Source organism: Pseudomonas sp. CFSAN084952 (assembly GCF_009648855.1).
In the GTDB taxonomy this organism is placed as follows: Bacteria; Pseudomonadota; Gammaproteobacteria; order Pseudomonadales; family Pseudomonadaceae; genus Aquipseudomonas; species Aquipseudomonas paracarnis.
Genome location: NZ_CP045767.1, coordinates 1,797,334 through 1,821,984, shown reverse-complemented (window position 1 = coordinate 1,821,984; position 24,651 = coordinate 1,797,334). Strand labels below are relative to the sequence as shown.

Annotated in this window: 22 protein-coding genes; 10 read left to right on the top strand and 12 right to left on the bottom strand. The window is 60.7% G+C overall.

Going from position 1 to position 24,651, the window contains the following annotated elements:
- Nucleotides 1–44: 44 nt before the first annotated feature.
- From GH769_RS08390 to rpiB, 10 genes are all read right to left on the bottom strand, one after another.
- Nucleotides 45–1,253, bottom strand: a complete 1,209-nt coding sequence (locus tag GH769_RS08390) for an amino acid deaminase (RefSeq protein ID WP_014718202.1) — start codon at nt 1,251–1,253, stop codon at nt 45–47.
- Nucleotides 1,254–1,262: 9 nt separating this feature from the next.
- Nucleotides 1,263–2,027, bottom strand: a complete 765-nt coding sequence (locus GH769_RS08385) for an IclR family transcriptional regulator (protein WP_014718201.1) — start codon at nt 2,025–2,027, stop codon at nt 1,263–1,265.
- 134 nt (nt 2,028–2,161) lie between these two features.
- Nucleotides 2,162–2,551, bottom strand: a complete 390-nt coding sequence (locus GH769_RS08380; protein WP_003191822.1) for a RidA family protein — start codon at nt 2,549–2,551, stop codon at nt 2,162–2,164.
- 14 nt (nt 2,552–2,565) lie between these two features.
- Nucleotides 2,566–3,348, bottom strand: coding sequence for an amino acid ABC transporter ATP-binding protein (locus tag GH769_RS08375; protein ID WP_020301585.1), 783 nt, complete (start codon nt 3,346–3,348; stop codon nt 2,566–2,568).
- Nucleotides 3,345–4,007, bottom strand: a complete 663-nt coding sequence (locus GH769_RS08370) for an amino acid ABC transporter permease (RefSeq protein WP_014718199.1) — start codon at nt 4,005–4,007, stop codon at nt 3,345–3,347. Before GH769_RS08370 ends, GH769_RS08375 begins: the two co-directional genes overlap by 4 nt.
- An 11-nt stretch (nt 4,008–4,018) precedes the next feature.
- The gene (locus GH769_RS08365; protein ID WP_019817612.1) at nt 4,019–4,681 is read right to left on the bottom strand and encodes an amino acid ABC transporter permease; all 663 of its coding nucleotides are present in this window, start codon (nt 4,679–4,681) and stop codon (nt 4,019–4,021) included.
- Nucleotides 4,682–4,733: 52 nt separating this feature from the next.
- A complete protein-coding gene (locus GH769_RS08360; RefSeq protein ID WP_019817613.1) occupies nt 4,734–5,582 on the bottom strand; it encodes a transporter substrate-binding domain-containing protein in 849 nt (282 codons plus the stop codon).
- A gap of 636 nt (nt 5,583–6,218) precedes the next feature.
- Nucleotides 6,219–7,787 (bottom strand): TerC family protein, encoded by a 1,569-nt coding sequence (locus tag GH769_RS08355; RefSeq protein WP_032903872.1) that lies wholly within the window; start codon nt 7,785–7,787, stop codon nt 6,219–6,221.
- A 435-nt stretch (nt 7,788–8,222) separates the two neighbouring features.
- Nucleotides 8,223–9,203 (bottom strand): sugar-binding transcriptional regulator, encoded by a 981-nt coding sequence (locus GH769_RS08345; protein ID WP_003191835.1) that lies wholly within the window; start codon nt 9,201–9,203, stop codon nt 8,223–8,225.
- 63 nt (nt 9,204–9,266) lie between these two features.
- Complete coding sequence (rpiB, locus tag GH769_RS08340) at nt 9,267–9,728, bottom strand: ribose 5-phosphate isomerase B (RefSeq protein WP_019817614.1); 462 nt, start codon at nt 9,726–9,728, stop codon at nt 9,267–9,269.
- 262 nt (nt 9,729–9,990) lie between these two features.
- Between rpiB and GH769_RS08335 the strand changes: the two genes are divergently transcribed.
- The 7 genes from GH769_RS08335 (at nt 9,991) to dhaL (ending at nt 17,352) form a co-directional block, all read left to right on the top strand.
- Entirely contained in the window at nt 9,991–11,478 is a 1,488-nt protein-coding gene (locus GH769_RS08335; RefSeq protein ID WP_153649612.1) for a sugar ABC transporter ATP-binding protein, read from the top strand.
- Nucleotides 11,475–12,452: an ABC transporter permease gene (locus GH769_RS08330; RefSeq protein ID WP_014718193.1), complete on the top strand. Its 978-nt coding sequence runs from the start codon at nt 11,475–11,477 to the stop codon at nt 12,450–12,452. The genes GH769_RS08335 and GH769_RS08330 overlap by 4 nt, the downstream gene beginning before the upstream one ends.
- Before the next feature lie 34 nt (nt 12,453–12,486).
- Complete coding sequence (locus tag GH769_RS08325) at nt 12,487–13,494, top strand: substrate-binding domain-containing protein (RefSeq protein WP_014718192.1); 1,008 nt, start codon at nt 12,487–12,489, stop codon at nt 13,492–13,494.
- 153 nt (nt 13,495–13,647) lie between these two features.
- Nucleotides 13,648–14,403: an SDR family oxidoreductase gene (locus GH769_RS08320; RefSeq protein WP_020301588.1), complete on the top strand. Its 756-nt coding sequence runs from the start codon at nt 13,648–13,650 to the stop codon at nt 14,401–14,403.
- 27 nt (nt 14,404–14,430) lie between these two features.
- Nucleotides 14,431–15,546 carry an erythritol/L-threitol dehydrogenase gene (locus tag GH769_RS08315; protein WP_019817618.1) on the top strand — a complete coding sequence of 372 codons (1,116 nt, stop codon included), beginning with the start codon at nt 14,431–14,433 and terminating at the stop codon, nt 15,544–15,546.
- A 156-nt stretch (nt 15,547–15,702) separates the two neighbouring features.
- Nucleotides 15,703–16,704 carry a dihydroxyacetone kinase subunit DhaK gene (locus tag GH769_RS08310; protein WP_014718189.1) on the top strand — a complete coding sequence of 334 codons (1,002 nt, stop codon included), beginning with the start codon at nt 15,703–15,705 and terminating at the stop codon, nt 16,702–16,704.
- A 3-nt stretch (nt 16,705–16,707) separates the two neighbouring features.
- The gene (dhaL, locus tag GH769_RS08305; RefSeq protein WP_019817619.1) at nt 16,708–17,352 is read left to right on the top strand and encodes a dihydroxyacetone kinase subunit DhaL; all 645 of its coding nucleotides are present in this window, start codon (nt 16,708–16,710) and stop codon (nt 17,350–17,352) included.
- A gap of 133 nt (nt 17,353–17,485) precedes the next feature.
- Here the strand turns inward: dhaL and sohB are convergent, their stop codons facing one another.
- Nucleotides 17,486–18,511 (bottom strand): protease SohB, encoded by a 1,026-nt coding sequence (sohB, locus tag GH769_RS08300; protein ID WP_014718187.1) that lies wholly within the window; start codon nt 18,509–18,511, stop codon nt 17,486–17,488.
- A 194-nt stretch (nt 18,512–18,705) separates the two neighbouring features.
- On the opposite strand from sohB, the gene GH769_RS08295 reads away from it, so the two are divergent.
- Nucleotides 18,706–19,416, top strand: coding sequence for a histidine phosphatase family protein (locus tag GH769_RS08295; RefSeq protein ID WP_032903875.1), 711 nt, complete (start codon nt 18,706–18,708; stop codon nt 19,414–19,416).
- Between the two features lie 56 nt (nt 19,417–19,472).
- The gene (locus GH769_RS08290) at nt 19,473–19,787 is read left to right on the top strand and encodes an SCP2 sterol-binding domain-containing protein (protein ID WP_014718185.1); all 315 of its coding nucleotides are present in this window, start codon (nt 19,473–19,475) and stop codon (nt 19,785–19,787) included.
- A 191-nt stretch (nt 19,788–19,978) separates the two neighbouring features.
- On the opposite strand, the gene GH769_RS08285 is transcribed toward GH769_RS08290, so the two are convergent.
- Nucleotides 19,979–22,615 carry a glucosidase gene (locus GH769_RS08285; protein WP_032903877.1) on the bottom strand — a complete coding sequence of 879 codons (2,637 nt, stop codon included), beginning with the start codon at nt 22,613–22,615 and terminating at the stop codon, nt 19,979–19,981.
- A 198-nt stretch (nt 22,616–22,813) separates the two neighbouring features.
- On the opposite strand from GH769_RS08285, the gene GH769_RS08280 reads away from it, so the two are divergent.
- On the top strand, nt 22,814–24,190 hold the full coding sequence (locus GH769_RS08280) for a VOC family protein (protein WP_014718183.1): 1,377 nt from the start codon (nt 22,814–22,816) through the stop codon (nt 24,188–24,190).
- Nucleotides 24,191–24,651: the final 461 nt, after the last annotated feature.

Below are 24,651 nucleotides of genomic sequence, written 5' to 3'. Positions count from 1 at the left end.
TGGCTTGTCGGGTCGCCGCATCGCTGCGATAGCCGCGACTCGGTCTAGAAGCAGGTACGCAGAGACTCGACCACCTGCAACTGCTCATCCACCAGGCACCCCACCTGCCATTTATCAAAGGTCAGGCAAGGGTGGGACGTACCAAAGGAAATGATGTCGCCAATACGCAATTCAACCCCGGGCGCCACGGTCATGAACGCATGCTGGTCCATTACCGCCGTGACCTTGCACCCGCTCACATCATCACCTTGCGCCGGCACGATCCCGGCCTTGTAGCGCTTGAGTGGCACCGGCAAACCGGCGTCGTAGGCCACGTCGCGCTTGCCCAGGGCAACCACCGCAAAACCAGGCTCCGGCAACGACTGCACATGCGCCCAGACTTCCATTGCCGGGCGCAGGCCCTCGTTGAGGTCGCTGCGGCGTTCGAGTACACAGCACTGCGCCTCTTTGTAGATGCCATGGTCGTGGGCCACGTAACTGCCTGGGCGCAACACGCTGAGGAAACGACCGGCGGCGTTCTGCGTTTCGAACGACTCGGCGATCAGGTCGTACCAGGCCGAGCCCGATGCGGTGATGATCGGCGTGGGCAGGTCGAACAGGCCGCTGTCTTGCAGCTCGACCGCCAGGCTCACCAGGCTGGCGGCGAAGGCGCGGATACCACTGATGGCGTGCTCGCCGTGGATCACGCCTTCGTAACCCTCGATACCGGTGAGGGCCAAGGCCGGCTGGGCCTGGACCGCCTTGGCCAGATCGCGCACTTGCTGCTCGCTGCGACAGCCGCACCGGCCACCGACCACGCCATACTCGATCATCACATTGAGGCGCTGACCACGGGCGGCGAAGAACAGGCCCAGGTCGGCAACGTTGTCCGGGTGATCGACCATGCAATGAAAGTCAAAATCCTTGTCGGCCAGCAGGTCCGCGATCAAGGCCATGTTCGCTGCGCCCACCAGTTGGTTGGCCATCAGCACGCGACGCACGCCGCTGGCGTAGGCGGCGCGGGTCTGCACGGCGGTAGCCAGGGTGATGCCCCAGGCACCGGCGGTGATCTGGCGCTGGAACAGCGCGGGCATCATGCTGGTCTTGCCGTGGGGCGCCAGCTCGGCGCCGCTGCTGCGGACAAAGTCCTGCATCCAGCGGATGTTATGTTCCAGGGCGTCACGGTGCAGCACCAGGGCCGGCAGGCTGACATCGCGAACCAAATGGGCACCGACGGCAGCGGCACCTTTTTCAACGGCGTTGAGGGCAGACATGGAAAACTCCTATTCGTTGATGCGCCGGGCCAGGCTGTTGGCACTGTCGATCAGTACCCGGCGATAGTCGTGGTAGTTTTTACTCGCATCAGCCCGGGGGGCGACGATGCACAGAGTCGCGATGCTGATGCCCTGGGCATCGCGCACCGGGGCGGCAAAACAATGGGTGAAGGTGTCGGCCACACTGTCGAAGGAGAAGAACCCATCCAGGCTGGCCTGGCGGATCTGCGCCAGGAAAGTGTCCAGCGGCAGGCGCAGGCCGTCCGGCAGGATGAAGTCGTCGGGATCGATCAGGTCGACGATCTGCTGATCGCTCAAATGCCCCAGCAACAAGCGCCCCGAGGCGGTCCAGGGAATGGGGGCGTTTTCACCGATATCCGAAGAAATACGGAAATGCCGCTGGCCCTCGCGCATCAGCGCTACCGTGTATTTGCGCCCGTTGAGCAGGCACATCTGTGCGGTTTCGTGGGTCTGGCTGACGATCTCCTGCAAGGCGTGGTCGGCCTCGCGGGTCAGGTCAAAGTGACGCAAGTGTGCCTGGCCAAGGAAATACAGCTGACGCCCCAGGTACACGTGGCCTTCCTTGCCCACGGTCTCCAGGATGCGCCGCTCCAGCAACGACGCCACCAGTTCGTAGACCGTGGATTTGGGGCTGCCGATGCCGCTGGCAATATCATTCGGGCGCAGGGGCTGGCCGATTTCCTTGAGAAAATCGAGGATATCGAACGCACGGTCCAGGCCTTTGGCGCGGCGTTTGATGGTGTCTTCGGTCATGGCAGTACTCGGTCCCGTTCCAGATGATCGTTCCCACGCTCTGCGTGGGCATGCATGCGGTGACGCTCTGCGTCACAAGCGCGGACGCAGAGCGTCCAAGGCGGTATTCCCACGCAGAGCGTGGGAATGATCAGTTAGGCCTTTTTCTTGTAGGCCACGCAATCAATCTCGACCTTGCAATCGACCATCATATTGGCCTGCACACAGGCACGCGCCGGGGCGTGTTCCGGGGTGAAGTATTCGCCGAACACCTTGTTGAAGCTCCAGAAGTCCCGTGGGTCTTCCAACCATACGCCCACCCGAACCACATCCTTGAGCTCGTAGCCGGCCTCTTCGAGGATCGCCACCACGTTGCGCATCGTCTGGCGGGTTTGCTCGATGATGCCGCCGTTGATGATTTCACCGTCCACCGCAGGTACCTGGCCCGACACGTACAGCCAGCCATCGGCTTCCACAGCACGGGCGAACGGGCGTGGCTGGCCGCCACCTGCGGTGCTGCCGGTGCCGTAACGAGTAATGCTCATATAGTTGCTCCTTGTTAAAAACGAATGTTCTTGAGAAATTCCGCCAGGCGCGGCGACTGCGGCCGCTCGAATATATCTTTCGCGCTGCCCTGCTCTTCAATGCGGCCCTGGTTCATGAACACGATCTGGTCCGAAACTTCATAGGCAAAGCGCATCTCGTGGGTGACCAACAACATGGTCATGCCCTCCTCCGCCAGCCCCTTGATCACGCTGAGCACTTCGCCCACCAACTCCGGGTCGAGGGCCGAGGTGACTTCATCGAACAGCATCAGGCTGGGGTTCATGGCAATGGCCCGGGCAATGGCCACACGTTGTTGCTGGCCGCCGGACAATTGGCCGGGAAAGTGATTGCGGCGTTCCAGCAGGCCGACGCGGTCCAACCATTTTTCGGCCAGGGCTACCGCTTCATCCTTGCCCATCTTCTTGACCTTGAGCAAGCCGAGGGTAACGTTCTGCAGCGCAGTCAGGTGCGGGAACAGGTTGAATTGCTGGAACGCCATGCCGGTCATTGCGCGGTGCTGGGCGATCACCCGCTCCGGGTGGCGTACGCGCTTGCCGCCAACATCGCTGTAACCAATGGACTCGCCATCCAGGGTGATCTGCCCGCCCTGGAACTCCTCCAGCAGGTTCACGCAGCGCAGCAAGGTGGTCTTGCCCGAGCCGCTGGAGCCGATCAACGTCACCACATTGCCGCGCTGCATGGACAGGTCGACGCCCTTGAGCACTTCCACCTGGCCGTATTGTTTACGCAGGCCACGAATGTCCAGCAGCGCTGGGTTGGTTTGAGCTTGGTTCATGGCAAGGCCACCCGTTTTTCAATGTAGCGCCCGAATAATTCGATGGCGTAGTTGATGACAAAGAACAGAAAACCGGCGAACAGGTAGAACTCCAGGGTCATGAAGGTGCGCGCGATCACCTGCTGAGTACTGAGCAGCAATTCGGCCACGCCGATCACCGACAGCAAGGTGGAAGCCTTGACAATTTCCGTGGAGGAATTGACCCAGGTCGGCAAAATCTGCCGCAGCGCCTGGGGCAACAGCACGTAGCCCAGGGACTGATAAAACGTCAGGCCAATCGCCTTACCCGCTTCCATTTGCCCACGGGGAATGGCTTGCAGCGCGCCGCGCACGATTTCCGATACATGGGAGCCACAGAACAAGGTGAGCCCGACCGCACCGGCCTGGAACGCACTGATTTGCCAGCCAAGGGCCGGCAGCATGTAGAAACACGCCAACACCAGTACAAACACCGGCGTGCCACGGATCAAATCGACATACAGACGGAACGGCGCGCGCATCCAGAATTTGCCGTAGGTGAGGATCAACCCGGCGACGATGCCGATCAGGGTGCCAAAGACAATCGCCAGCGCCGAGACCGCCACGCTTGCCTGAAAGCCAGCCCAAAGGGTCTCGCGGGCGATCCACAATTCATGCAGCCAACTGGGGGATTCGTACATGGGACCCTTCCTTAACGACGGATAGCCAAACGCTGTTCCAGGTAACGGAGCAGCATGGCAATCAGGTAACAGGCAGCCACGTAGAGCGCGGTCGTGACCAGCCAGGTTTCAATCACCCGATAGCTTTCGACGTTGATCTTGCGGGCGTAATAGGTCAGCTCCGGCACCGCGATCGCAGCGGCCAGGGAGGTGTCCTTGAACAGCGAGATAAAGTTGTTCGACAGCGCCGGCAGCACGTTGCGCAGCATCACCGGCACGGTGATGTAAGCGCGAATCCGCCACTCGCCCAGGCCGATGGCCAGGCCGGCTTCCCGCAAGCCCTTGGGAATATTCACCAGGCCTGCGCGGAATACCTCGGTGAGATAGGCGCCGGCATACAGCGACAGGGTGATGATGAACGAGGGAATCTTATCCAGGCGAATACCCAGGGAGGGCAAGGCGAAGTAGATCAACAGGATCAACACCAAGATTGGGGTGTTGCGCACCACCGTCACATACACCGAGGCAAGAATACGCAACGCACGGTGCCTGGAGAGCATGGCAAACGCCATCAACAGGCCGATCACGCAGCCGATGGCGATCGACAGCAACGCCAACTGCAACCCCAGGCCGAGCCCCGCCAGCAAGGTGTCGAAATCACGCCAGACGGCGGCAAAGTTCAACTGATAGTTCATGGTCAGCAGCACCTGAAGGGGGCATGTTCAGGCACGCCCCTATTGTTGCGGGTCACTTGAATTCCACGGGAAAACCAATCGCCGGTTCTGGCAGGTCCACGCCGAACCACTGCTTGAACGAAGCTTTGTAGGTGGGGAACTCCACACCGGTCATGGCTTCGTGCAGCGCGGTATTGACGAAGTTCAACCAGTCCTGGTCGCCGCGCTTGACCGCGCAGGCGTAGGTTTGCGGGCTCCAGGCGTAGGTGGGGCTGCGGTAGCGGCCAGGGTTCTGCACCATCAGGTATTTGACCGAGGACTGATCGGTGGCGGCGGCATCGGCGCGACCTGAGTTCACGGCCTGGTACATCAAGTCGACACTGTCGTACTGGTCGACCTTGGCCTTGGGCAGCGCCTGGTGCACCAACTCTTCGGCGTATACGTTTTGCAGCACTGCCACGGTAACGTCATCACCTGCGGCTTGGAGATCTTCGATTTCCTTGTACTTGCTGTTGTTGGGCAGCAGCAGGCCGACGCCTTCCCGGTAGTACGGCAGGGTGAAGGCCACCTGCTGCGCACGGCTGGCGGTGACGGTGATGAACTGGCAGCTCATGTCGACCTTGTCGGTGAGCAGGTTGGGAATACGTGCATCGGACGACTGCACCACAAACTCCACCTTGCTCGGGTCATTGAACAAGCCTTTGGCCACGATGCGGCCGATGTCGATATCAAATCCCTGCAACTTGCCATCCGCTCCCTGGAAGTGCCACGGCGCATTGGTACTGCCTGTACCTACGATCAAGTGCCCACGCTTGAGCACATCATCGAGCTTGCTGTCCGCCGCCTGCACCAGGCTGGCGAAGGAAGCCGATGCAGCGACGAGAAAAACACACGCTTTGAATACGGAAGGTCGGTGATGCATGACAAGCACTCCAGGGATTGTGTATTCCGCTATACCGGAACTTGGTATGTAACAACGGAATAGACAGCAGAAAGTGTGCCACAGACGCTGGAGGAAACCTATGGGGGTAATAAATGCGTTATGGATCAGCGTGATAGTGATTGCAGAGATAAACAGCGTTGCGCCGTCGTCGCATGGCAGTGCTACGCAACGCCCCACAACGGTGTTACAGCGCACCTAGACGGGTCGAGTGCAAGTGACGCGCACCTGTGAAGGTTGACAGTAGACGGTGACGACCCACCGGCTTAGCGTTGGCAAAAACCAATACGGCCGGAAGGGGGATCGACATGGGAGTCGCCACGCGCAGAATTTCTAGCGCCAAAGAGTTCAATCGGGTACTGAACACACCGCGTCCGGTGTTTATTCTGTTTTTCTTAGATGACTGCCCCGCTTGCGCGCAGGCCTGCGACTACTTCGAGCAGGCCGCCTGGAAGCATCCCTGGATAGTCAGCCTGATACTGGATTGTGCAAATACGCCGAAGCACCCTGACGTTCCAGGCACCCCGACGCTTTTAGTCTACGTGGACGGCGTCCTGGCAGACATATTCAAAGGCTTCGGCCCTTGGGAAAGTCAAGAACAGTGCGTAAAAGACATCTTCAGCCGTTATGACCTGAGCAAGGGCGCAAGTGCACTTGCGTCACCCGGCGCTCTTCCACTTCAGCCACGGTCAAACGCCAGCCTTCATGCTCCAGGCTATCGCCCACCGCCGGCAGGCGGTCGAGCAGGCTCATCACCAACCCCGCCAAGGTTTGATAGTCCTCGGTAGCCGCAGCCTTGAAGCCCGTACGCTGACGCAGCAGGTTGAGGTTCAAGGCACCATTGGCACGGAAACCATCGCCGTCCTCGACTATGTCCGGCCCTTCGATTTCGCTGGCATCGGGCAATTCACCGGCGATGGATTCCAGAATATCCGTCATGCTCAATACACCCATGAAGTCGCCGAATTCGTTGATCACGAAAGCAATGTGGGTGGACTCCTGGCGCATCTGCTCCAGGGCGTTGAGGATCGAAAAGCTTTCCAGCAGGTTGATCGCCCGACGCGCCAAGTGCGCAAGGTTCGGCTCGTTGCCAGCCAGGTATTCCTTGAGCAGTTCTTTCTTGTGTACAAAGCCCAAAGGCTCATCCACTGCACCGTTACGGATCAACGGCAGACGCGAGTAGGACGAGTGCATCAGTTTCAGACGCGTCGTCTCGGGGTCGTCCGCCAGGTCGATACAGTCAACCTTGGCCCTTGGGGTCATCAGGGTGCGAATCGGCCGCTCGGCCAGTTGCAGCACACCGCTGATCATCACCCGTTCGCGTCGATCAAACAGCGGCCCCTGCGCAGCATCCGGCTCGCCCAGCAGGTCAGCCACGTCTTCACCCACCTCTTCCACCGCCAGGCTGCGGCCGCCCAACAAGCGCATCACCGCATGGGCGGTACGCTCACGCACCGGCAACACACCCTGTGCCGATTTTTTGCGACGGGCCCGGGCGATCTGGTTGAACACCTCGATCAGAATCGAGAAGCCAATAGCCGCGTACAGGTAGCCCTTGGGAATATGGAAGCCCAAGCCTTCGGCGGTCAGGGCGAAGCCGATCATCATCAGGAAGCCCAGGCACAGCATGATCACGGTCGGATGCGCATTGACGAAACGGGTCAGCGGCTTGCTCGCCACGATCATCAGGCCGATGGACACGATCACCGCGATCATCATCACCGCCAGCTCGTCGACCATGCCCACGGCGGTAATCACCGCATCGAGGGAGAACACCGCATCCAGCACCACGATTTGCGCGACGATCGGCCAGAACATCGCGTAAGCCACATTGCCCTTGTGCTGCGCCACATGGCCTTCAAGGCGCTCATGCAATTCCATGGTGGCCTTGAACAGCAGGAATATACCGCCGAACAGCATGATCAGGTCACGGCCCGAGAAGCTCTTGTCGAACACCTCGAACAGCGGCTGGGTCAGGGTCACCAACCAGGAAATACTCGCCAACAGGCCCAGGCGCATCAGCAGCGCCAGGGATAAACCGATCAAACGTGCACGGTCACGCTGCTCCGGTGGCAGCTTGTCCGCCAGGATCGCGATAAACACCAGGTTGTCGATACCCAGCACCAGTTCCAGCACAATCAAGGTCGCAAGGCCGAGCCAGGCCGTAGGATCCGCTAACCATTCCATTTATAAATTCTCTGTCTTTAAAGTGTTCAGAACGCCGGGCACGGCAAAGTGCGGTCATACGACCGAGACAAGGTTAGTTGACGGAATACGGGGTGCTTCAGCGGGAACAGCGACAGCGGTTGTCTTGGGGAAAGACGACTGGGAGGCTCCGAGAGGGTGTTCATGCAAGTCCTGAAATGACAAAAGGACTTGAATCCTACATTTGAAATACAAATTTCCTACAGCGCAAAACTATTACAAAACCTGTAGCCCCCTATCAGAAGCACACCAATACTTGTGGGAGCTAGCTTGCCTGCGATGCAGGCACCTCGGTGTTGATCGTTCCCACGCTCCGCGTGGGAATGCCGCCTTTGACGCTCCGCGTCCCACCCGCGCAAGGGTGACGCGGAGCGTCACAGGATGCGTTCCCACGCTGGAGCGTGGGAACGATCTGTATCAGGTTTTACGAGTGGCATCGTCCAACGCCAGGATGGTGTGGGCGTTGGTGACGGTGGTCGCCAGCGTATTGATCACTCCCGAGCGCAACGCCCCCAAGGTCGCCGCCGCCTTGGTGTTCTCACTGGCAATCGCCACCACGTCCGGGATGCGAAACAGCTCCTGCACCGTCAACCCGATCACCCGCCCCTGGATGGCGTTGACCGCCGGCTGGCCGTGAATGTCGATAAAGTCATAGCCCATCATGTCGCCCACAGTGCCAGACAGGCGCGCCTGGGCGATTTCCTGGGGCGAGAACCAGCCCATGCGCACCATGTTGCTGTTCTCGCTCATGTCGCCGATGCCGATCAAGGCAATGTCAGCGCGGCGTGCGCGGTCAAGGGTGGAGCGCACCGTGTCGTTGTTGATCAGCACCCCGCGCAGCTCGGGGTTGGCCACCAGCGCTGGGGCGTAGAGGCTTTCACTTTCACCCCCAAAGCGCAGGGCCAGGCGCCGGCAGATGTGGTCAGGGTTCATGTATTCACCGGCCTTGAGCGAACCGCCGATGGCACACACGAAGGTGCAGTTGCGGGTCACCGGCAGAAACACGTTATCGGCCACCGCGCCGACGTTACGCCCCATGCCCACCGCAACGATCATGCCGTCGCCCAGGGTCTTGTTGAGGTAGTTGGCCACCAGGCTGGCGACCGCCGAGCGCTGGGTGTCGGGGTCGCTGTGGTCGACCGCGATCAAGGCGCGGTCGAGCTTGAAGCGCTCCACCAGCGCCCGTTCCAGCTCGTTGTTCATTGCCGGGTGCTGCAGCACGCGCACCTCGACAATCCCTTCATCGCGCGCACGCTTGAGCAGGCGGCTGACTTTTGCCCGCGACAGGTCAAAACGCTTGGCAATGGCCTCCTGAGTGACGTTCTCAAGGTAATAGAGCATCGCCACTTCGGTCATCTGATCGATATCACTGGCCATGCGCTGGGTACTGTCACTCATGGGGACGGGCTTCCGTTTCGGCGTCAAAGGCGCATTCTCCCGACTCTTGCCCTGCGCCGTCCACTACTGATGCCCATCGCGCTCGATCGCATTGATGCGCTCGACCTTGGCCCCGGACCGCGCCGCTTCGAACTCCGAGGCCAAAAACGCACTGACGATGCTTTTGGCCAACTCCGCACCGATGACCCGCGCACCGATGGAGAGGATTTGCGCATCGTTGCTCTTGCGCGCCCGCTCCGCCGAGTAGGTGTCATGAGCCTGGGCCGCACGGATGCCCAGAACTTTGTTGGCCGAGATGGCCATGCCTATGCCGGTGCCGCATACCAGCACGCCGAGGCGCTGTTGCCCGGCATTGATGGCGGTGGCCACGGCCAGAGCGATGTCCGGGTACAGCACCGGCGCCGTTGAATGCGTACCGAAGTCGGTGACCGGGTACCCCAACGCCTCGATATGGCGCTTCAACAACTCTTTGAGCTCAAAACCCGCTTCATCACATCCGATAGCCACCGGGAAAGGTGTGTTCATGGCGCCAAACTCCACTGATCAAATGATCACTTAGTGAAATATCTCTCACTCATTTCGCAAGCATTAACCCCTTACTGTCAAGCGAGATTTAACTGACCTGCCAGTCAAAGCCCTATACCAAGGCAATAACCACGTCAAAGATGAGAATCACACCTTTTAAGTGAAAGAGATTGACTGATCAGAATTTCATTTGATACACATATGATCACAGCGAAACATGACTGTGCGACCTAATAAGAATTCACAGCACGAGGACACGCCGATGGCCACGCCATTACTGCTCCAGGCTGAACATGTCGCCAAGGCTTACGCCGGGGTGCCAGCCCTGCGCGACGGGCGCCTTTCTCTGCGCGCCGGCAGCGTCCACGCCCTGTGTGGTGGCAACGGCGCCGGCAAGTCGACTTTCCTGAGCATCCTGATGGGCATCACCCAGCGTGACGCCGGCAGCATTGTGCTCAACGGCGCACCGGTGCAGTTCAATCGTCCGAGTGAAGCCTTGGCCGCGGGGATCGCAATGATCACTCAGGAGCTCGAACCCATCCCCTACATGACCGTCGCCGAAAACATCTGGCTGGGCCGCGAACCGCGCCGCGCCGGTTGCATCGTCGACAGCAAGGCCCTCAACCGCCGCACCCGCGAACTGCTCGAAAGCCTGGAGTTCGACGTCGACGCCACCAGCCCCATGCACCGCTTGAGCGTGGCGCAGATGCAACTGGTGGAAATCGCCAAGGCGTTCAGCCATGACTGCCAGGTGATGATCATGGACGAGCCCACCTCGGCCATCGGCGAGCGCGAGGCCGAAACCCTGTTCAAGGCGATTCGCCGCCTTACCGCACGCGGTGCCGGCATCGTGTACGTGTCCCATCGACTGAGCGAACTGGCGCAGATCGCCGATGACTACAGCATCTTCCGTGATGGCGCCTTTGTGGAAAGCGGGCGCATGGCCGATATCGACCGCGACCACCTGGTGCGCGGCATTGTCGGCCAGGAACTGACGCGCATCGACCACAAGGTGGGCCGCGAATGCGCGGCCAGCACCTGCCTGCAGGCCGACCACCTGAGCCGCAACGGTGAGTTCCACGACATCAGCCTGCAACTGCGCCGTGGCGAGATCCTCGGCATTTATGGGTTGATGGGCTCCGGGCGCAGTGAATTCCTCAATTGCATCTACGGCCTGACCGTGGCGGATGCCGGCAGCGTTACCTTGCAAGGCAAGCCCATGCCCATCGGGCAGCCCAAGGCGACCATCGACGCCGGCATGTCGCTGGTCACCGAAGACCGCAAGGACAGCGGCCTGGTGCTGACCGGCAGCATCCTGTCGAACATTGCACTGTCGGCCTATAAGCGCTTGTCGAGTTGGTCGCTGATCAACGCACGCAAAGAGGCGCAACTGGCCGAGGAGATGGTCAAGCGCCTGCAGATCAAGACCAGTTCCCTGGAGCTGCCGGTAGCGTCCATGAGCGGCGGCAACCAGCAAAAGGTGGTGCTCGCCAAATGCCTGTCCACGGAACCGGTGTGCCTGCTCTGCGATGAACCCACCCGCGGCATCGACGAAGGCGCCAAACAGGAGATCTACCACCTGCTCGACCAGTTTGTGCGGGCCGGTGGCGCAGCCATTTTGGTGTCGTCAGAAGCACCGGAACTGCTGCACTTGAGCGACCGCATCGCCGTCTTCAAAGGTGGCCGGCTGGTCACTATCAGCACCGACACCGCCCTTTCCCAGGAAGCCTTGTTGAGTCTTGCCTCATGAATGCCAAAACCATCGTTGCCCCCGTTACCGCCGCGCCGCGCAACCGCCTGCGCCTGTCCCTCGACCGCTTCGGCCTGCCGCTGGTGTTTATCCTGCTGTGCGTGGTGATGGCGTTTTCCAGTGAGTACTTCATGACCTGGCGCAACTGGATGGACATCCTGCGCCAGACCTCCATCAACGGCATTCTCGCCGTGGGCATGACCTATGTGATCCTGACCAAGGGTATCGACCTGTCGGTGGGGTCGATCCTGGCGTTCGCCGGGTTGTGCAGCGCCATGGTCGCCACCCAGGGTTATGGCCTGTTGGCGGCGGTCAGCGCAGGGATGTTTGCCGGCGCGATGCTCGGGGTGGTCAATGGTTTCATGATCGCCAACCTGTCGATCCCGCCGTTCGTGGCCACCCTCGGCATGCTCAGCATCGCGCGGGGCATGACCTTTATTCTCAACGACGGCAGCCCGATCACCGACCTGCCCGACGCCTACCTGGCCCTGGGCATCGGCAAGGTCGGCCCGGTGGGCGTGCCGATCATCATCTTCGCCGTGGTCGCGCTTATTTTCTGGATGGTGCTGCGCTACACCACCTACGGCCGTTATGTGTATGCGGTGGGCGGCAATGAAAAAAGCGCACGCACCTCCGGCATTGGCGTGCGCAAGGTGATGTTCTCGGTGTACGTGGTCTCGGGCCTGCTCGCCGGGTTGGCCGGCGTGGTGCTGTCGGCACGCACTACCTCTGCGCTGCCCCAGGCCGGGGTTTCCTATGAGCTGGACGCGATTGCCGCGGTGGTGATCGGCGGCACCAGCCTGTCGGGCGGTACCGGCAGCATTGTCGGCACCTTGTTCGGGGCCCTGTTGATCGGCGTGATCAACAACGGCCTGAACCTGCTCGGCGTGTCCTCCTATTACCAGCAGGTCGCCAAGGGCCTGATCATTGTGTTCGCAGTACTGATCGACGTGTGGCGCAAGAAGAAACGCTGAAGAACGACCCATAACAATAACCGGAGTTCTACTTATGAAACTGGGTACCACCCTGGCCGCCGCGGCGGCCCTCTCCCTGCTCGCCAGCAGTATCGCCCTGGCCGCCGACGGCAAGACCTACAAGATCGGCGCAGCCGTCTATGGCCTCAAGGGGCAGTTCATGCAGAACTGGGTTCGTGAGCTCAAGGAGCATCCGGCCGTCAAGGATGGCACCGTGCAGTTGACCGTGTTCGACGGCAACTACGACGCCCTGACCCAGAACAACCAGATCGAAAACATGGTGACCCAACGCTACGACGCGATTCTGTTCGTGCCGATTGATACCAAGGCCGGCGTCGGCACCGTCAAGGCCGCCATGAGCAACGACGTGGTGGTCATCGCCTCCAATACGAAAGTAGCCGATGCCAGCGTGCCGTATGTGGGTAACGACGACGTGGAAGGCGGCCGCCTGCAGGCCCAGGCCATGGTCGACAAGCTCAACGGCAAGGGCAACGTGGTGATCATCCAAGGCCCGATTGGCCAGTCGGCGCAGATCGACCGGGAAAAAGGCGAGCTGGAAGTGCTGGGCAAACACCCGGACATCAAGATCATCGAAAAGAAAACCGCCAACTGGGACCGCGCCCAGGCCATGACCCTCACCGAAGACTGGCTCAACGCCCACCCCAAGGGCATCAATGGCGTGATCGCCCAGAACGACGACATGGCCCTGGGCGCCGTGCAGGCCTTGAAGTCCCATGGCCTCACCGCCAAGGATGTGCCCGTTACCTCTATCGACGGCATGCCGGATGCGATCCAGGCGGCGAAAAAGGACGAAGTCACCACCTTCCTCCAGGATGCCCAGGCCCAATCCCAAGGCGCACTGGACGTGGCCCTGCGCGCCCTGGCAGGCGAGGACTACAAGCCGCAATCGGTGATCTGGGAGCGCTACGCCAAGGACGTGAAATGGGCCGACGGCACAGCCAAGAACTACATCCTGCCCTGGGTGCCGGTGACCAATGCCAATGCGGATGCGCTGTACAAGCAAGTCAGCGGCGGTAAGTAGTCAGTGGCTTGAAACACAGTCAACTGTGGGAGCTGGCTTGCCTGCGATGCAGGCACCTCGGTGCATCAGGTAGACCGGGTTGATGCAATCGCAGGCAAGCCAGCTCCCACATTGGACCGAGTTCTACCTTTTGATCTGTATCGGGAGTCATTCATGTCTGGTTTCTGGAACCAAGCCTTCGACCTCAGCGGCCGTTGCGCGGTGATCACCGGTGGCGCCGCCGGCATCGGCCTGGCCTGCGCCACCTTGCTGGCGGAACGCGGCGCAAGGGTGGCGCTGCTGGACCGCGATCCGGCCGTGGTTGAGGTGGCCGCCAGCCTGGGTGCCGGGCACCTGGGCATTGCCGTCGACCTCGGGAAGATCGACCAGATACAACCGACCGTCGACAAGGTGTTCGCACATTTCCAGCGCCTGGATTACCTGATCAACAGCGCAGGCGTGGTGCTGCTGGACAAGGCCATCGACGTCAGCGAAAGCGCCTGGGACACCACCCTGGACATCAACCTCAAGGCCAGCTTTTTCATGGCTCAGGCCTGCGCCAGGCACATGATCGCCCAGGGCAGCGGGCGCATCGTCAACCTGGCGTCCCAGGCCGCCGTGATTGGCCTGGACCGTCACGTCGCCTACTGCGCCAGCAAAGCCGCCATCGTCGGCATGACCAAAGTATTGGCTATGGAGTGGGCGCCGCAGGTGAACGTCAATGCTATCTCCCCCACCATCGTCGAAACCGCTCTGGGTAAAAAAGCCTGGGCCGGCGAGGTGGGTGAGCGGGCCAAATTGCAGATCCCGGCAGGTCGCTTTGCCCAGCCGGAAGAAATCGCCGGGCTGGCGCTGTACCTGCTCAGCGATGCCGCGCAGATGATCACCGGCGCCAACATGGTGATCGACGGCGGTTACAGCATTCAGTAATTCATCGTTATGTCGTGAGGTTTTGTCATGTCCACTGTCACCGAACGCACACCTGAACAACTCGCCCCGAGCATCCCGAAAACCATGCAGGCTGTGGTCTGCCACGGCCCGGAAGACTACCGCCTGGAAACCGTCGACGTGCCCACCCCCGGCCCCGACGAGATCCTGACCAAAGTCGAGCTGTGCGGCATTTGCATGGGCGATATCAAGACCTATCGCGGCGCGCCGTCGTTCTGGGGCGATGCCGAACAACCGCGCTACGTGAAGCCACCGATGATCCCCGGGCATGAGTTCGTGTGCCGCGTGGTCGCCCTTGGCCCAGGCGCCGAGAAGCGCGGCGTGGCCGTGGGCGACCGGGTGATCTCCGAGCAGATCGTGCCGTGCTGGGGCTGCCGCTTTTGCAACCACGGCCAGTACTGGATGTGCCAGAAGCACGACCTGTATGGCTTCCAGAACAATGTGCAGGGCGCCATGGCCCAATACATGATCTTCACCAAGGAAGGCATCATCCACAAAGTACCGGAATCCATCGCCCCCGATGAAGCGATCCTGATCGAACCCTTGGCCTGCTCGCTGCACGCGGCGGAACGCGCCAATGTCGACCATGACGACATCGTGGTGGTCGCCGGCGCCGGCACCCTGGGCCTGGGCATCATCGGCGCGGTGCGGTTGCGCAACCCCAAAAAGCTCATTGTGCTGGACATGAAACCCGAACGCGCCGCCCTCGCCCTGCGCCTGGGCGCCGATGAAGTGTGGAACCCGGCCGAGGTGGATGTGCTGGCGAAAATCCGCGAAATCACCGATGGCTACGGCTGCGACATTTATATCGAAGCCACCGGGCACCACAAGGCGGTGAACCAGGGCCTGGCGATGCTGCGCAAGCTGGGACGCTTTGTCGAATTCAGCGTGTTCAATGACGAGGCCACGGTGGACTGGTCGATCATTGGCGACCGCAAGGAGCTGGATATCCTCGGCTCACACCTGGGACCGTATATGTACCCAAGGGCCATCGACTTTATCGGCAACCGCAAGATCGACATGCGCGACGTGGTGACCCACAAGTTTGCGCTGGCGGATTTCAAGGAAGCGTTTGCAGTGATGGAGCGCGGCGACAAGTCGCTGAAGGTTGTGCTCGAACCCTGATCTGAGTAACAACACAAAACCCTGTGGGAGCTGGCTTGCCTGCGATGACGGTGCATCAGTAAAAAATCCCCAGCTGACACACCGCCATCGCAGGCAAGCCAGCTCCCACAGTGGAATAGTGCCGCCCCTTAGAACAAGAACACAGGAACCCGCGTTATGAATCGAGTAATCAACGATCCCGACCAAGTGGTCGAAGACATGCTGCGCGGCATCCTGGTCGCGCACCCCGAGCTGCGCCAGTACGAAAGCAACCCACGGGTCATCGTCAAGGCCAAGCCCTCAGCCCAGGGCCGCGTTGGCATTGTCACCGGCGGCGGCTCCGGGCATGAGCCGGCGTTCCTCGGTTATGTAGGCCCAGGCCTGGTGGATGCGGTGGCCGTCGGCGAGATTTTTTCCTCGCCCACCGCCAAAAGCTTTTTCGACGCCTTCCGCGCCGCCGACCATGGCGCAGGCGTGGCATGCCTGTATGGCAACTACGCGGGCGACAACATGAACGTGAAGCTGGCGATGAAAATGGCCGCCAGCAAAGACATGCGCATCCGCACGGTGGTCGCCAACGACGACGTGGCGTCCGCGCCCAAGGCCGACATTGCCAAGCGTCGCGGTGTAGCCGGGGAGATCTTCATGTGGAAGATCGGCGGTGCCGCCGCTGCCCAGCATTACGACCTGGACGGCGTGATTCGGGTGGCGCAGAAAACCGTCGACCACTGCCGCTCGATTGGTATCGGCCTTACGCCCTGCACCATCGCCGCGGTGGGCAAGCCGAACTTCCAGATTCCCGACGGGCAGATGGAATTAGGTATTGGCCATCATGGCGAGCCGGGCATCGAAGTCATCCCGATTGAACCGGCCGCCGCCATGGCCGAGCGCATGCTGGCGCCGATCCTCGCCGACCGCGATTTCAGCCAGGACGACAGCGTGGTGGTGCTGGTCTCTGGCCTCGGCGCCACCCCGGTGATGGAGTTGTATATTTTCTACGCCGAGGTGGAAAAACAGCTCAAGGCCAAAGGTTTGAAGATTCACCGTTGCTACGTGGGCAACTACTTCACTTCCCTGGAGATGATGGGCGTGACCTTGACCCTGCTCGGCCTCGACGCCGAGCTGAAAACCCTGATCGACCAACCCTGCCGCTCCATCGGCATGACCCAGGCGGAGTGAACCATGAGCCAGCATTTTTCCACCCATGATGGCAGCGCCATCGTCGCCGACCTGGTCAGCGTGATCGTGGCCAACCGGGAGTACCTCAGCGAAGTCGACGGCGCTATAGGAGATGGCGACCATGGCATCAACATGGCCAAAGGCTTTGCCCATTGCGGCCGCACGATCGAAGGCCGCCAACTGACCCTGGCCGAAGCTCTGGATGAACTGACCCTGAGCCTGATGGAAGGCATCGGCGGCTCCATGGGGCCCTTGTATGGCAGCCTGTTTATCGGCATGGCCGACGAAGTGCGCGGCAGTGAAGACATCGACGCCGCCACCTTCGCCCGCCTGCTGCGCGGCGGCTTGACCTCGCTGCAGGACATCACCGAAGCGGGCGTGGGCGACAAGTGCTTGATGGATACATTGATTCCGGCGGTAGAAGCCTTTGAACGGGCGCAGGCGTCGGGGCGTTCTTTCAGCGATGCGCTCGATGCGATGAAAACGGCCGCCTCCCAAGGGCGGGATTCGACCAAGGACCTGGTGGCCAAGATTGGCCGGGCCAGTCGTTTGGGTGAGCGCTCCCTCGGCGTTCTGGATGCCGGGGCCGTGTCGTGCTGCCTGATCCTTACGCAGTTGGCGGACTCGATTAAACCCCGTTTAACCTGACATGACCGAAAACCAATGTGGGAGCGGGCTTGCTCGCGAATGCGGAGTGTCAGCCAGCAAATCTATTGACTGATATACCGCATTCGCGAGCAAGCCCGCTCCCACAAGGGATTACCTGGTTTTCAGTACTGGCTTACCAGAACCGCTGCTGGGTCAAGCGGCTCCACCAGGTCAACAGCACCCGGTCCACCGAACCGCTGGCCGCCAGGCCCACGCGCTCTTGCAGGCTCTTACGCTCGGCATAGTGCAAGTGGAACACTTCGGCGGTCTTGGCCTTGGTAGCCAGGTATTCGTCGCTGGTTTGCAGCTCATCGACCAGTTGCTTGTCGAGGGCAGCGACGCCCAACCACACTTCACCGGTGGCCACCTCGTCAATCGCCAACTGTGGGCGGTAACGCGAGACGAAGTTCTTGAACAGCTGGTGGGTGATGTCCAGATCCTCCTGGAACTTCTCCCGGCCCTTCTCGGTGTTTTCGCCGAACACTGTGAGCGTGCGCTTGTATTCACCGGCGGTCAGCACTTCAAAGTCGATGTCGTGCTTTTTAAGCAGGCGATTGACGTTGGGCAACTGCGCCACCACGCCAATGGAACCGAGAATGGCGAAGGGTGCACTGATGATCTTCTCGCCGATGCAGGCCATCATGTAGCCGCCGCTGGCCGCCACTTTGTCGATGCACACGGTCAACGGCACGCCGGCCTGGCGGATACGCGCCAGTTGCGAAGAGGCCAGGCCATAGCTGTGCACCATGCCGCCGCCGCTTTCCAGGCGCAGCACCACTTCATCCTTGGGCGTGGCCAGGCTCAGCAGTGCGGTGATTTCATGGCGCAGGCTTTCGGTGGCCGAGGCCTTGATGTCACCGTCGAAATCCAGCACGAACACCCTCGGCTTGGGCTCGGGCTTCTTCTTGTCTTTCTTCTTTTCGGCTTTGCTTTCGGACTTGCGCAGGGCCTTGAGCTGGTCCTTGTCGAGCAGGCTCGACTCCAGGCGCTCGCGCAGGCCCTTGTAGAAATCATTCAGCTTGCTGACCTGCAATTGGCCGGCGGACTTACGACGACCTTTGCTGCGCAGTGCTGCAAAGCTGATCAGTACCACCAGAATAGCGACCACCAGGGTGACGGTCTTCGCCAGAAAGCTCGCGTATTCGGCCAAAAAATCCATATGTCTCCTTAAAAAATGCACTGCGCCGGGCGCGGATGGCCCCAGCATACCGACGCCACTGCGAAGGAGCCAGTGATCAAACCGCCAGCAGGCGGGCTCCAACGCGCTTTTAAAACAAGCGTATGTTTTTTCATTGACAGCTCGCAGGCATCCTCATAACCTCGCCAGACTTTCAACGTACCGGGAAAACGGACGTGGGCAGCATTTATCTGATTCGACATGGCCAGGCCTCCTTCGGTGCAGACGACTATGACGTCCTCTCGCCCGTTGGCGTGGAACAAGCGCAAGTGCTCGGTCGCCACCTGGCAGACCTGGGCATTGCGTTTGACCGCTGCATCGCCGGCGACCTGCGTCGCCAGCAGCACACTGCCAGCACCACGTTCGATCAGTACAGCGCCTTGGGCTTGCCGGTTCCGGCGCTGGAAACAGATAGCGCGTTCAACGAGTTCGACGGCGAAGCGATCATTCGCGGCCTGTTGCCCGACCTGCTCAGCAGTGAACCGGATGCCGTGCACATCCTGCGCAACGGCCCGCAGAACCGCAGCGAGTTCCAGCGCATTTTCGCCCTGATCATCGAACGCTGGCTGGCCGGCACCTATGACCCACCAGGGCTGGAAAGCTGGCTGGGGTTTGTCGAGCGGGTCCAGGGTGGCTTGCAGCGTATCCTGGAAGCCGCGAACCACACCGACAAAATCGCCGTATTCACCTCCGGCGGCACCATCACCGCCCTGCTCCACCTGATTACCCGAATGCCTGCCGCCCAGGCCTTCGAAATGAACTGGCAAATTGTTAACACCTCGCTCAACCAACTCAAGTTCCGTGGTCGCGAGGTGGCACTGGCTTCCTTCAACAGTCACGCCCACTTGCAACTGTTGAAGGCGCCGCAGCTCATCACTTTCCGATGAACTGTGGCCAACCGTGACCCCAAGGTCACTGGACTCTACCCTTAAGGATCGAAACCATGACTGACGTAGCTAAAGCCGTAGAAGCAATGAAAGCCAAATTCAACCCAAGCGCTGCCGAAGGCTTGGACCTGGTGTTCGGTTTCCGTATCGACGACACCAAGAATTTCTCGCTGGTGGTCAAGGACAAGACCTGCGAACTCAAAGAAGGCGAAAACCCTGACGCTCAGGTCACCCTGGTGATGGACAGCGAGACCCTGGAAGGCATCGTCGACGGCTCCACCGACGGCATGCAGGCGTTCATGGGCGGCAAGCTGCGCACCGAAGGCGACATGATGCTGGCGATGAAGCTGAGCGAGCTGTTCCCTTCCTGATTCACGGGTAACCCTGAATCCTGATCCCGCCTCCCCGGCGGGATTTTTTTGCCTGCATTCTCGCGGAGAATGAAGACCCCTTGTGGGAGCTGGCTTGCCTGCGATGGCATCTACTCCATTTGCCGGACGCAACGCGGTGCCTGTATCGCAGGCAAGCCAGCTCCCACAGAAAAGCAAATCCGCAAGGTTGCTCAGTTTTTGGGTTGCAGCAGTAACGCCACCAACGCGCTCCACCCGGTCTGGTGTGAAGCCCCCAGCCCTCGCCCTGTCTCTCCATGAAAATACTCATGGAACAACACCAGGTCACGACTGGCCGGGTCCTCCTGCAACTGTGCATAGCCCGCCATCGACGGCCGCACCCCGTTTTCATCTCTTAGAAACAACCGCGTCAGCCGCTCGCTGAGGCTGTCAGCCACCTCCTCCAGAGACGCCAGATACCCACTGCCCGCCGGGTACTCCACGGAAAAGTTATCGGCGTAGTAGCGGTGAAACTCGCGCAACGATTCAATCAGCATGTAATTGACCGGCATCCACAGTGGCCCGCGCCAATTGGAGTTGCCACCGTACAAGCGTGAGTCGGACTCACCGGGCTGGTAACTGGCACACAAGGTGTCGCCATTCATCTTCAACGCCAGGGGCTGCTCGGCGAACGCCTTGGACAGGGCGCGCACGCCAAAGGCCGACAAGAACTCCTGATCATCCAGCATGCGCCGCAGCAAATCCTTGGTGCGTTCACCGCGCAGCAGCGCCAGCAACAGGCGGTTGCCCTGCCCCGGTTCGGTCCAGCGCGAAACCAGCTTGGCCAGGTCCGGCCGATGATGCATAAAGCCCAGCAGGCGCTCGCGCAAGCCCTCCAGGCCTTCATGCTCGCGCTGCTCCAGCACCAGCACCGCGAACAGCGGCATTAACCCGACGATGGAGCGCAGGCGCACCGGCTCGCTCTGGCCATCAGGGCGGTGCAGCACGTCATAGAAAAACTGGTCCTGCTCATCCCACAAGCCTTCGGCGCTGTCATCGACGCGGTTGATAGCGCCGGCGATGTAGAGGAAATGCTCGAAAAACTTCACAGCAATATCCACGTACACCCCATTACGCTTGGCCAACTCCAGGCCGATGCGCATCAGGTCCAGGGCATAGGCCGCCACCCAGGCGGTGCCGTCGGCCTGGTCCAACTGGTAACCCGTCGGCAACGGGGCCGAGCGGTCGAACAAGGCGATATTGTCCAGGCCCAGAAAACCGCCCTGGAACAGGTTGCGGCCCTCGGCGTCCTTGCGGTTGACCCACCAAGAAAAATTCAACAGCAGCTTGTGAAAGATCCGCTCCAGGAAATCCATATCGCCCACGCCGGTCAGCGCCTTGTCCTGCTGATATACGCGCCAGCTGGCCCAGGCATGCACGGGCGGGTTGGCGTCGTCAAAGCGCCATTCGTAGGCCGGCAATTGGCCGTTGGGGTGCATGAAGCGGTCCTTTACCAGCAACAACAACTGTTGCTTGGCGTAACCAGGGTCGATCAGCGCGATGGCCACCGCCTGGAAGCCTTGATCCCAGGAGGCGTACCACGGGTATTCCCAGGTGTCTGGCATCGACAGGATGTCGAAGTTGCACAGGTGCCGCCAATGAGTATTGCGGATATGCAGGCGCTCGGGCGGTGGCGCGGGCTGGGCCGGGTCGCCGTCAAGCCACTGGTTCACGTCGAAATAGTACAGCTGCTTGGACCACAGCAGGCCGGCCAGGGCCTGGCGTTGTACAGTGCGCGCATCGTCATCGGCAAGGCCCTGTTGCAACACCGAGTAGAAGTCATCGGCCTCCTGGCGGCGCTGTTCGAACAGTTTGCGCGCATTGACATCGGGCGCGCCCACCGGCGCAAAACGCAGGTAAAGGGTTTTGCTTTCCTGGCCTGCCAGTTCAAGGGTGAAATGCGCGGCCACCTTGGTACCGGCGTCCCGGCGAACGGCCGACTCAACCGCGCCCACCACGTAATCGTTAATGCCATCCTTGAATGGCCCCGGCGCCGGTTGCCCGTCCAGTTTGGGCCGATTGGTTTGGTTTTCGCAGAACAGCCACTGCAACCCGTCCTGGCCCCAGGCACTGAGGTGGCGATCATCGAGTTCATGATGACGCGCCAGAACCCGCTCGCCGTCCAGCCTCAAGCTGGGCTTGGGTGCATCGAAGGTCCAGCTCCAGTCATTACGCGCCCAGAGCTGGGGCAGCACCTGCAGGCGTGTGGGTTGGTCCGAACGGTTATGCACGGTGACGCGCATGAAAATATCGTCGGGTTGATGCTTGGCGTATTCGACACTGACATCGCAGTAATGGTTATCTGCAAACACACCGGTATCAAGGATTTCATACTCGGCATCATCCAGCCCACGACGGGCGTTTTCGGCGATCAGGTCGGCGTAGGGAAACGCCGCATGGGGGTATTTGTAGAGCATGCGCATGTAGGCATGGCTCGGTACGCCATCGACGAAAAAGTACAGCTCCTTGACGTCTTCACCGTGGTTGCCTTCGGCGTTGTCGAGGCCGAACAGACGCTCCTTGAGAATTGCATCGCGCTCGTTCCACAGCGCCAGGCCCAGGCACCAGCGTTGGGCCTTGTCACTGAAACCGGCCAACCCGTCCTCGCCCCATCGATAGGCGCGGCTGCGAGCGTGTTCATGAGGGAAGTAGGCCCAGGCGTCACCGTCGGCGCTGTAGTCTTCGCGCACCGTGCCCCACTGGCGTTCACTCAGGTACGGCCCCCACTCGCGCCAACGTTCGGCGTGTTGCGTTGCCAGGCGCTGGCCTTCAATGGTGCCCAGCAGGTTGGTTGCGGGTTTGGCCGTCATCGGGTCCTCCTTCACCTACACAGTGAGGCGCAGTGTAGAGCGCAATGACGCCCGCATGCACATGAAGACTTGGACGCAAGGTCAACTCATTCATTTGCAGAATGAAGTCCAGAGGAATCTTCGTTTGCAAGCCGGCCGGCCGCTCAACAAAATCGGGCAAAGGCCACGATCATCGCTCAAGTCATCAGGAATTTTTCTATGCACGCCACCGCCCATGTCAGCCCCGACGAGATCCGCAAGGGCTTTTCCAAGGCCATGTCCGACATGTATCGAGATGAAGTGCCCTTGTACGGCGCGCTGCTTGAGCTGGTGGCCCAGACCAATGCCCGCGTGCTCGACAGCGAACCGGGCCTGGCGCATCAACTGCAACGTACCGGCGAAATCCAGCGCCTGGACATGGAACGCCACGGCGCCATCCGCCTGGGCACCGCTGCGGAACTGGCAACCATCAGCCGTTTATTCGCGGTGATGGGCATGCAACCGGTGGGCTACTACGACCTCACCCCCGCTGGCGTGCCTGTTCACTCCACCGCCTTTCGCGCCGTGCATGAACATGCGCTGCAAACCAGCCCGTTTCGCGTGTTCACCTCATTGCTGCGCCTGGAACTGATCGAAAACCCCGACCTGCGTGCCTTCGCCGAAAGCGCCCTGGCCAAACGCTCGATCTTTACCGCCGAGGCGTTGGCATTGATCGACCAGGCAGAGACCCAAGGCGGCTTGAATGCCAGCGATGCCGAGGCCTTTATCCGCCAGGCCCTGGAGACGTTCCGCTGGCACCACACTGCCACGGTCACCGGCGCCCAATATCAGCAACTGAGCGACCAGCACCGCCTGATCGCCGACGTCGTCGCGTTCAAAGGCCCGCACATCAACCACCTGACGCCACGCACCCTGGACATCGACCAGGTGCAGGCGGCGATGCCTGGCAAAGGCATCACCCCCAAAGCCGTGATCGAAGGCCCACCTCGGCGCCAGTGCCCGATCCTACTACGCCAGACCAGCTTCAAGGCCTTGGATGAACCCATCGCCTTCACCGATGCCCACGGCAGCCACAGCGCGCGCTTCGGCGAAATCGAACAACGCGGCGTCGCGCTTACGCCTAAAGGCCGCGCCCTGTACGACCAACTGCTGAACGCCGCCCGCGACGAACTCGGCACATTCCCCAATGAAGCCAACGCCGAACGCTATGTGCAATTGATGGAACAGCACTTCCATGCCTTCCCCGATAACTACCCGCAAATGCGCGAGCAGGGCTTGGCGTATTTTCGCTACTTCGTCACCGACAAGGGCTTGGCGGCACGCGGCCAGGTAGACCAGCCACGCACGTTGCAGACGCTGGTCAACGCCGGTCATGTGGCGGTGGAACCGCTGGTGTACGAGGATTTTCTGCCGGTCAGTGCGGCGGGAATCTTCCAGTCAAACCTGGGGGATGGGGCGCAGAGTCACTACGCGGGCAACTCCAACCGGGCAGCCTTCGAGCAGGCGCTGGGGCGCAGCACGATTGATGAGCTGCAGTTGTATGAGCAGACGCAGCAGCGTTCCATGGATATATGTGTTGAAACGCTGTTGAAATGACTGGATGCAAGACCGAACGCCAAGCGTCACGGCCTTGACGGTAACCACGATGCGAAGCGAGTCGCTCTTGATCTGCTTTTGATCTTGATCTTAGGCGCCCCGTTAAACCACGCTGGCCGGAATTCGACAGGGATTTGGGGGTAAACCGGCAGGGATGCCGGTTTAGCCGCCCCGCGCCATGGATGGCGCGTGGCGGCGGCCCCCCAAATCACTGGCGGATTACGGGCACACCGAGCCTAGGCGAGGTGCCGAGTGGTGGGGCAAGAGCGTTTTGCTAACTTTTGTCTGGGCCGGCATTCCGGCTTTTCAAAAGTGAGCCGCTGTAAAAGCGGAACCCTAAGTGGCCGTTACCGCAGGAATGGATATGTACCCGGTCCAACTGTGTTGACTGTCAGGCCGTCATCGCAGGCAAGCCAGCTCCCACATTTGGATTGTGGGGTGTCAGGTGGATAGGCGTCGGC

Bases quoted from the DNA above. Each gene is read 5' to 3' on its own strand.
- GH769_RS08390 (WP_014718202.1), bottom strand. From the start codon at position 1,253: ATGTCTGCCCTCAACGCCGTTGAAAAAGGTGCCGCTGCCGTCGGTGCC.
- GH769_RS08385 (WP_014718201.1), bottom strand. From the start codon at position 2,027: ATGACCGAAGACACCATCAAACGCCGCGCCAAAGGCCTGGACCGTGCG.
- GH769_RS08380 (WP_003191822.1), bottom strand. From the start codon at position 2,551: ATGAGCATTACTCGTTACGGCACCGGCAGCACCGCAGGTGGCGGCCAG.
- GH769_RS08375 (WP_020301585.1), bottom strand. From the start codon at position 3,348: ATGAACCAAGCTCAAACCAACCCAGCGCTGCTGGACATTCGTGGCCTG.
- GH769_RS08370 (WP_014718199.1), bottom strand. From the start codon at position 4,007: ATGTACGAATCCCCCAGTTGGCTGCATGAATTGTGGATCGCCCGCGAG.
- GH769_RS08365 (WP_019817612.1), bottom strand. From the start codon at position 4,681: ATGAACTATCAGTTGAACTTTGCCGCCGTCTGGCGTGATTTCGACACC.
- GH769_RS08360 (WP_019817613.1), bottom strand. From the start codon at position 5,582: ATGCATCACCGACCTTCCGTATTCAAAGCGTGTGTTTTTCTCGTCGCT.
- GH769_RS08355 (WP_032903872.1), bottom strand. From the start codon at position 7,787: ATGGAATGGTTAGCGGATCCTACGGCCTGGCTCGGCCTTGCGACCTTG.
- GH769_RS08345 (WP_003191835.1), bottom strand. From the start codon at position 9,203: ATGAGTGACAGTACCCAGCGCATGGCCAGTGATATCGATCAGATGACC.
- rpiB (WP_019817614.1), bottom strand. From the start codon at position 9,728: ATGAACACACCTTTCCCGGTGGCTATCGGATGTGATGAAGCGGGTTTT.
- GH769_RS08335 (WP_153649612.1), top strand. From the start codon at position 9,991: ATGGCCACGCCATTACTGCTCCAGGCTGAACATGTCGCCAAGGCTTAC.
- GH769_RS08330 (WP_014718193.1), top strand. From the start codon at position 11,475: ATGAATGCCAAAACCATCGTTGCCCCCGTTACCGCCGCGCCGCGCAAC.
- GH769_RS08325 (WP_014718192.1), top strand. From the start codon at position 12,487: ATGAAACTGGGTACCACCCTGGCCGCCGCGGCGGCCCTCTCCCTGCTC.
- GH769_RS08320 (WP_020301588.1), top strand. From the start codon at position 13,648: ATGTCTGGTTTCTGGAACCAAGCCTTCGACCTCAGCGGCCGTTGCGCG.
- GH769_RS08315 (WP_019817618.1), top strand. From the start codon at position 14,431: ATGTCCACTGTCACCGAACGCACACCTGAACAACTCGCCCCGAGCATC.
- GH769_RS08310 (WP_014718189.1), top strand. From the start codon at position 15,703: ATGAATCGAGTAATCAACGATCCCGACCAAGTGGTCGAAGACATGCTG.
- dhaL (WP_019817619.1), top strand. From the start codon at position 16,708: ATGAGCCAGCATTTTTCCACCCATGATGGCAGCGCCATCGTCGCCGAC.
- sohB (WP_014718187.1), bottom strand. From the start codon at position 18,511: ATGGATTTTTTGGCCGAATACGCGAGCTTTCTGGCGAAGACCGTCACC.
- GH769_RS08290 (WP_014718185.1), top strand. From the start codon at position 19,473: ATGACTGACGTAGCTAAAGCCGTAGAAGCAATGAAAGCCAAATTCAAC.
- GH769_RS08285 (WP_032903877.1), bottom strand. From the start codon at position 22,615: ATGACGGCCAAACCCGCAACCAACCTGCTGGGCACCATTGAAGGCCAG.
- GH769_RS08280 (WP_014718183.1), top strand. From the start codon at position 22,814: ATGCACGCCACCGCCCATGTCAGCCCCGACGAGATCCGCAAGGGCTTT.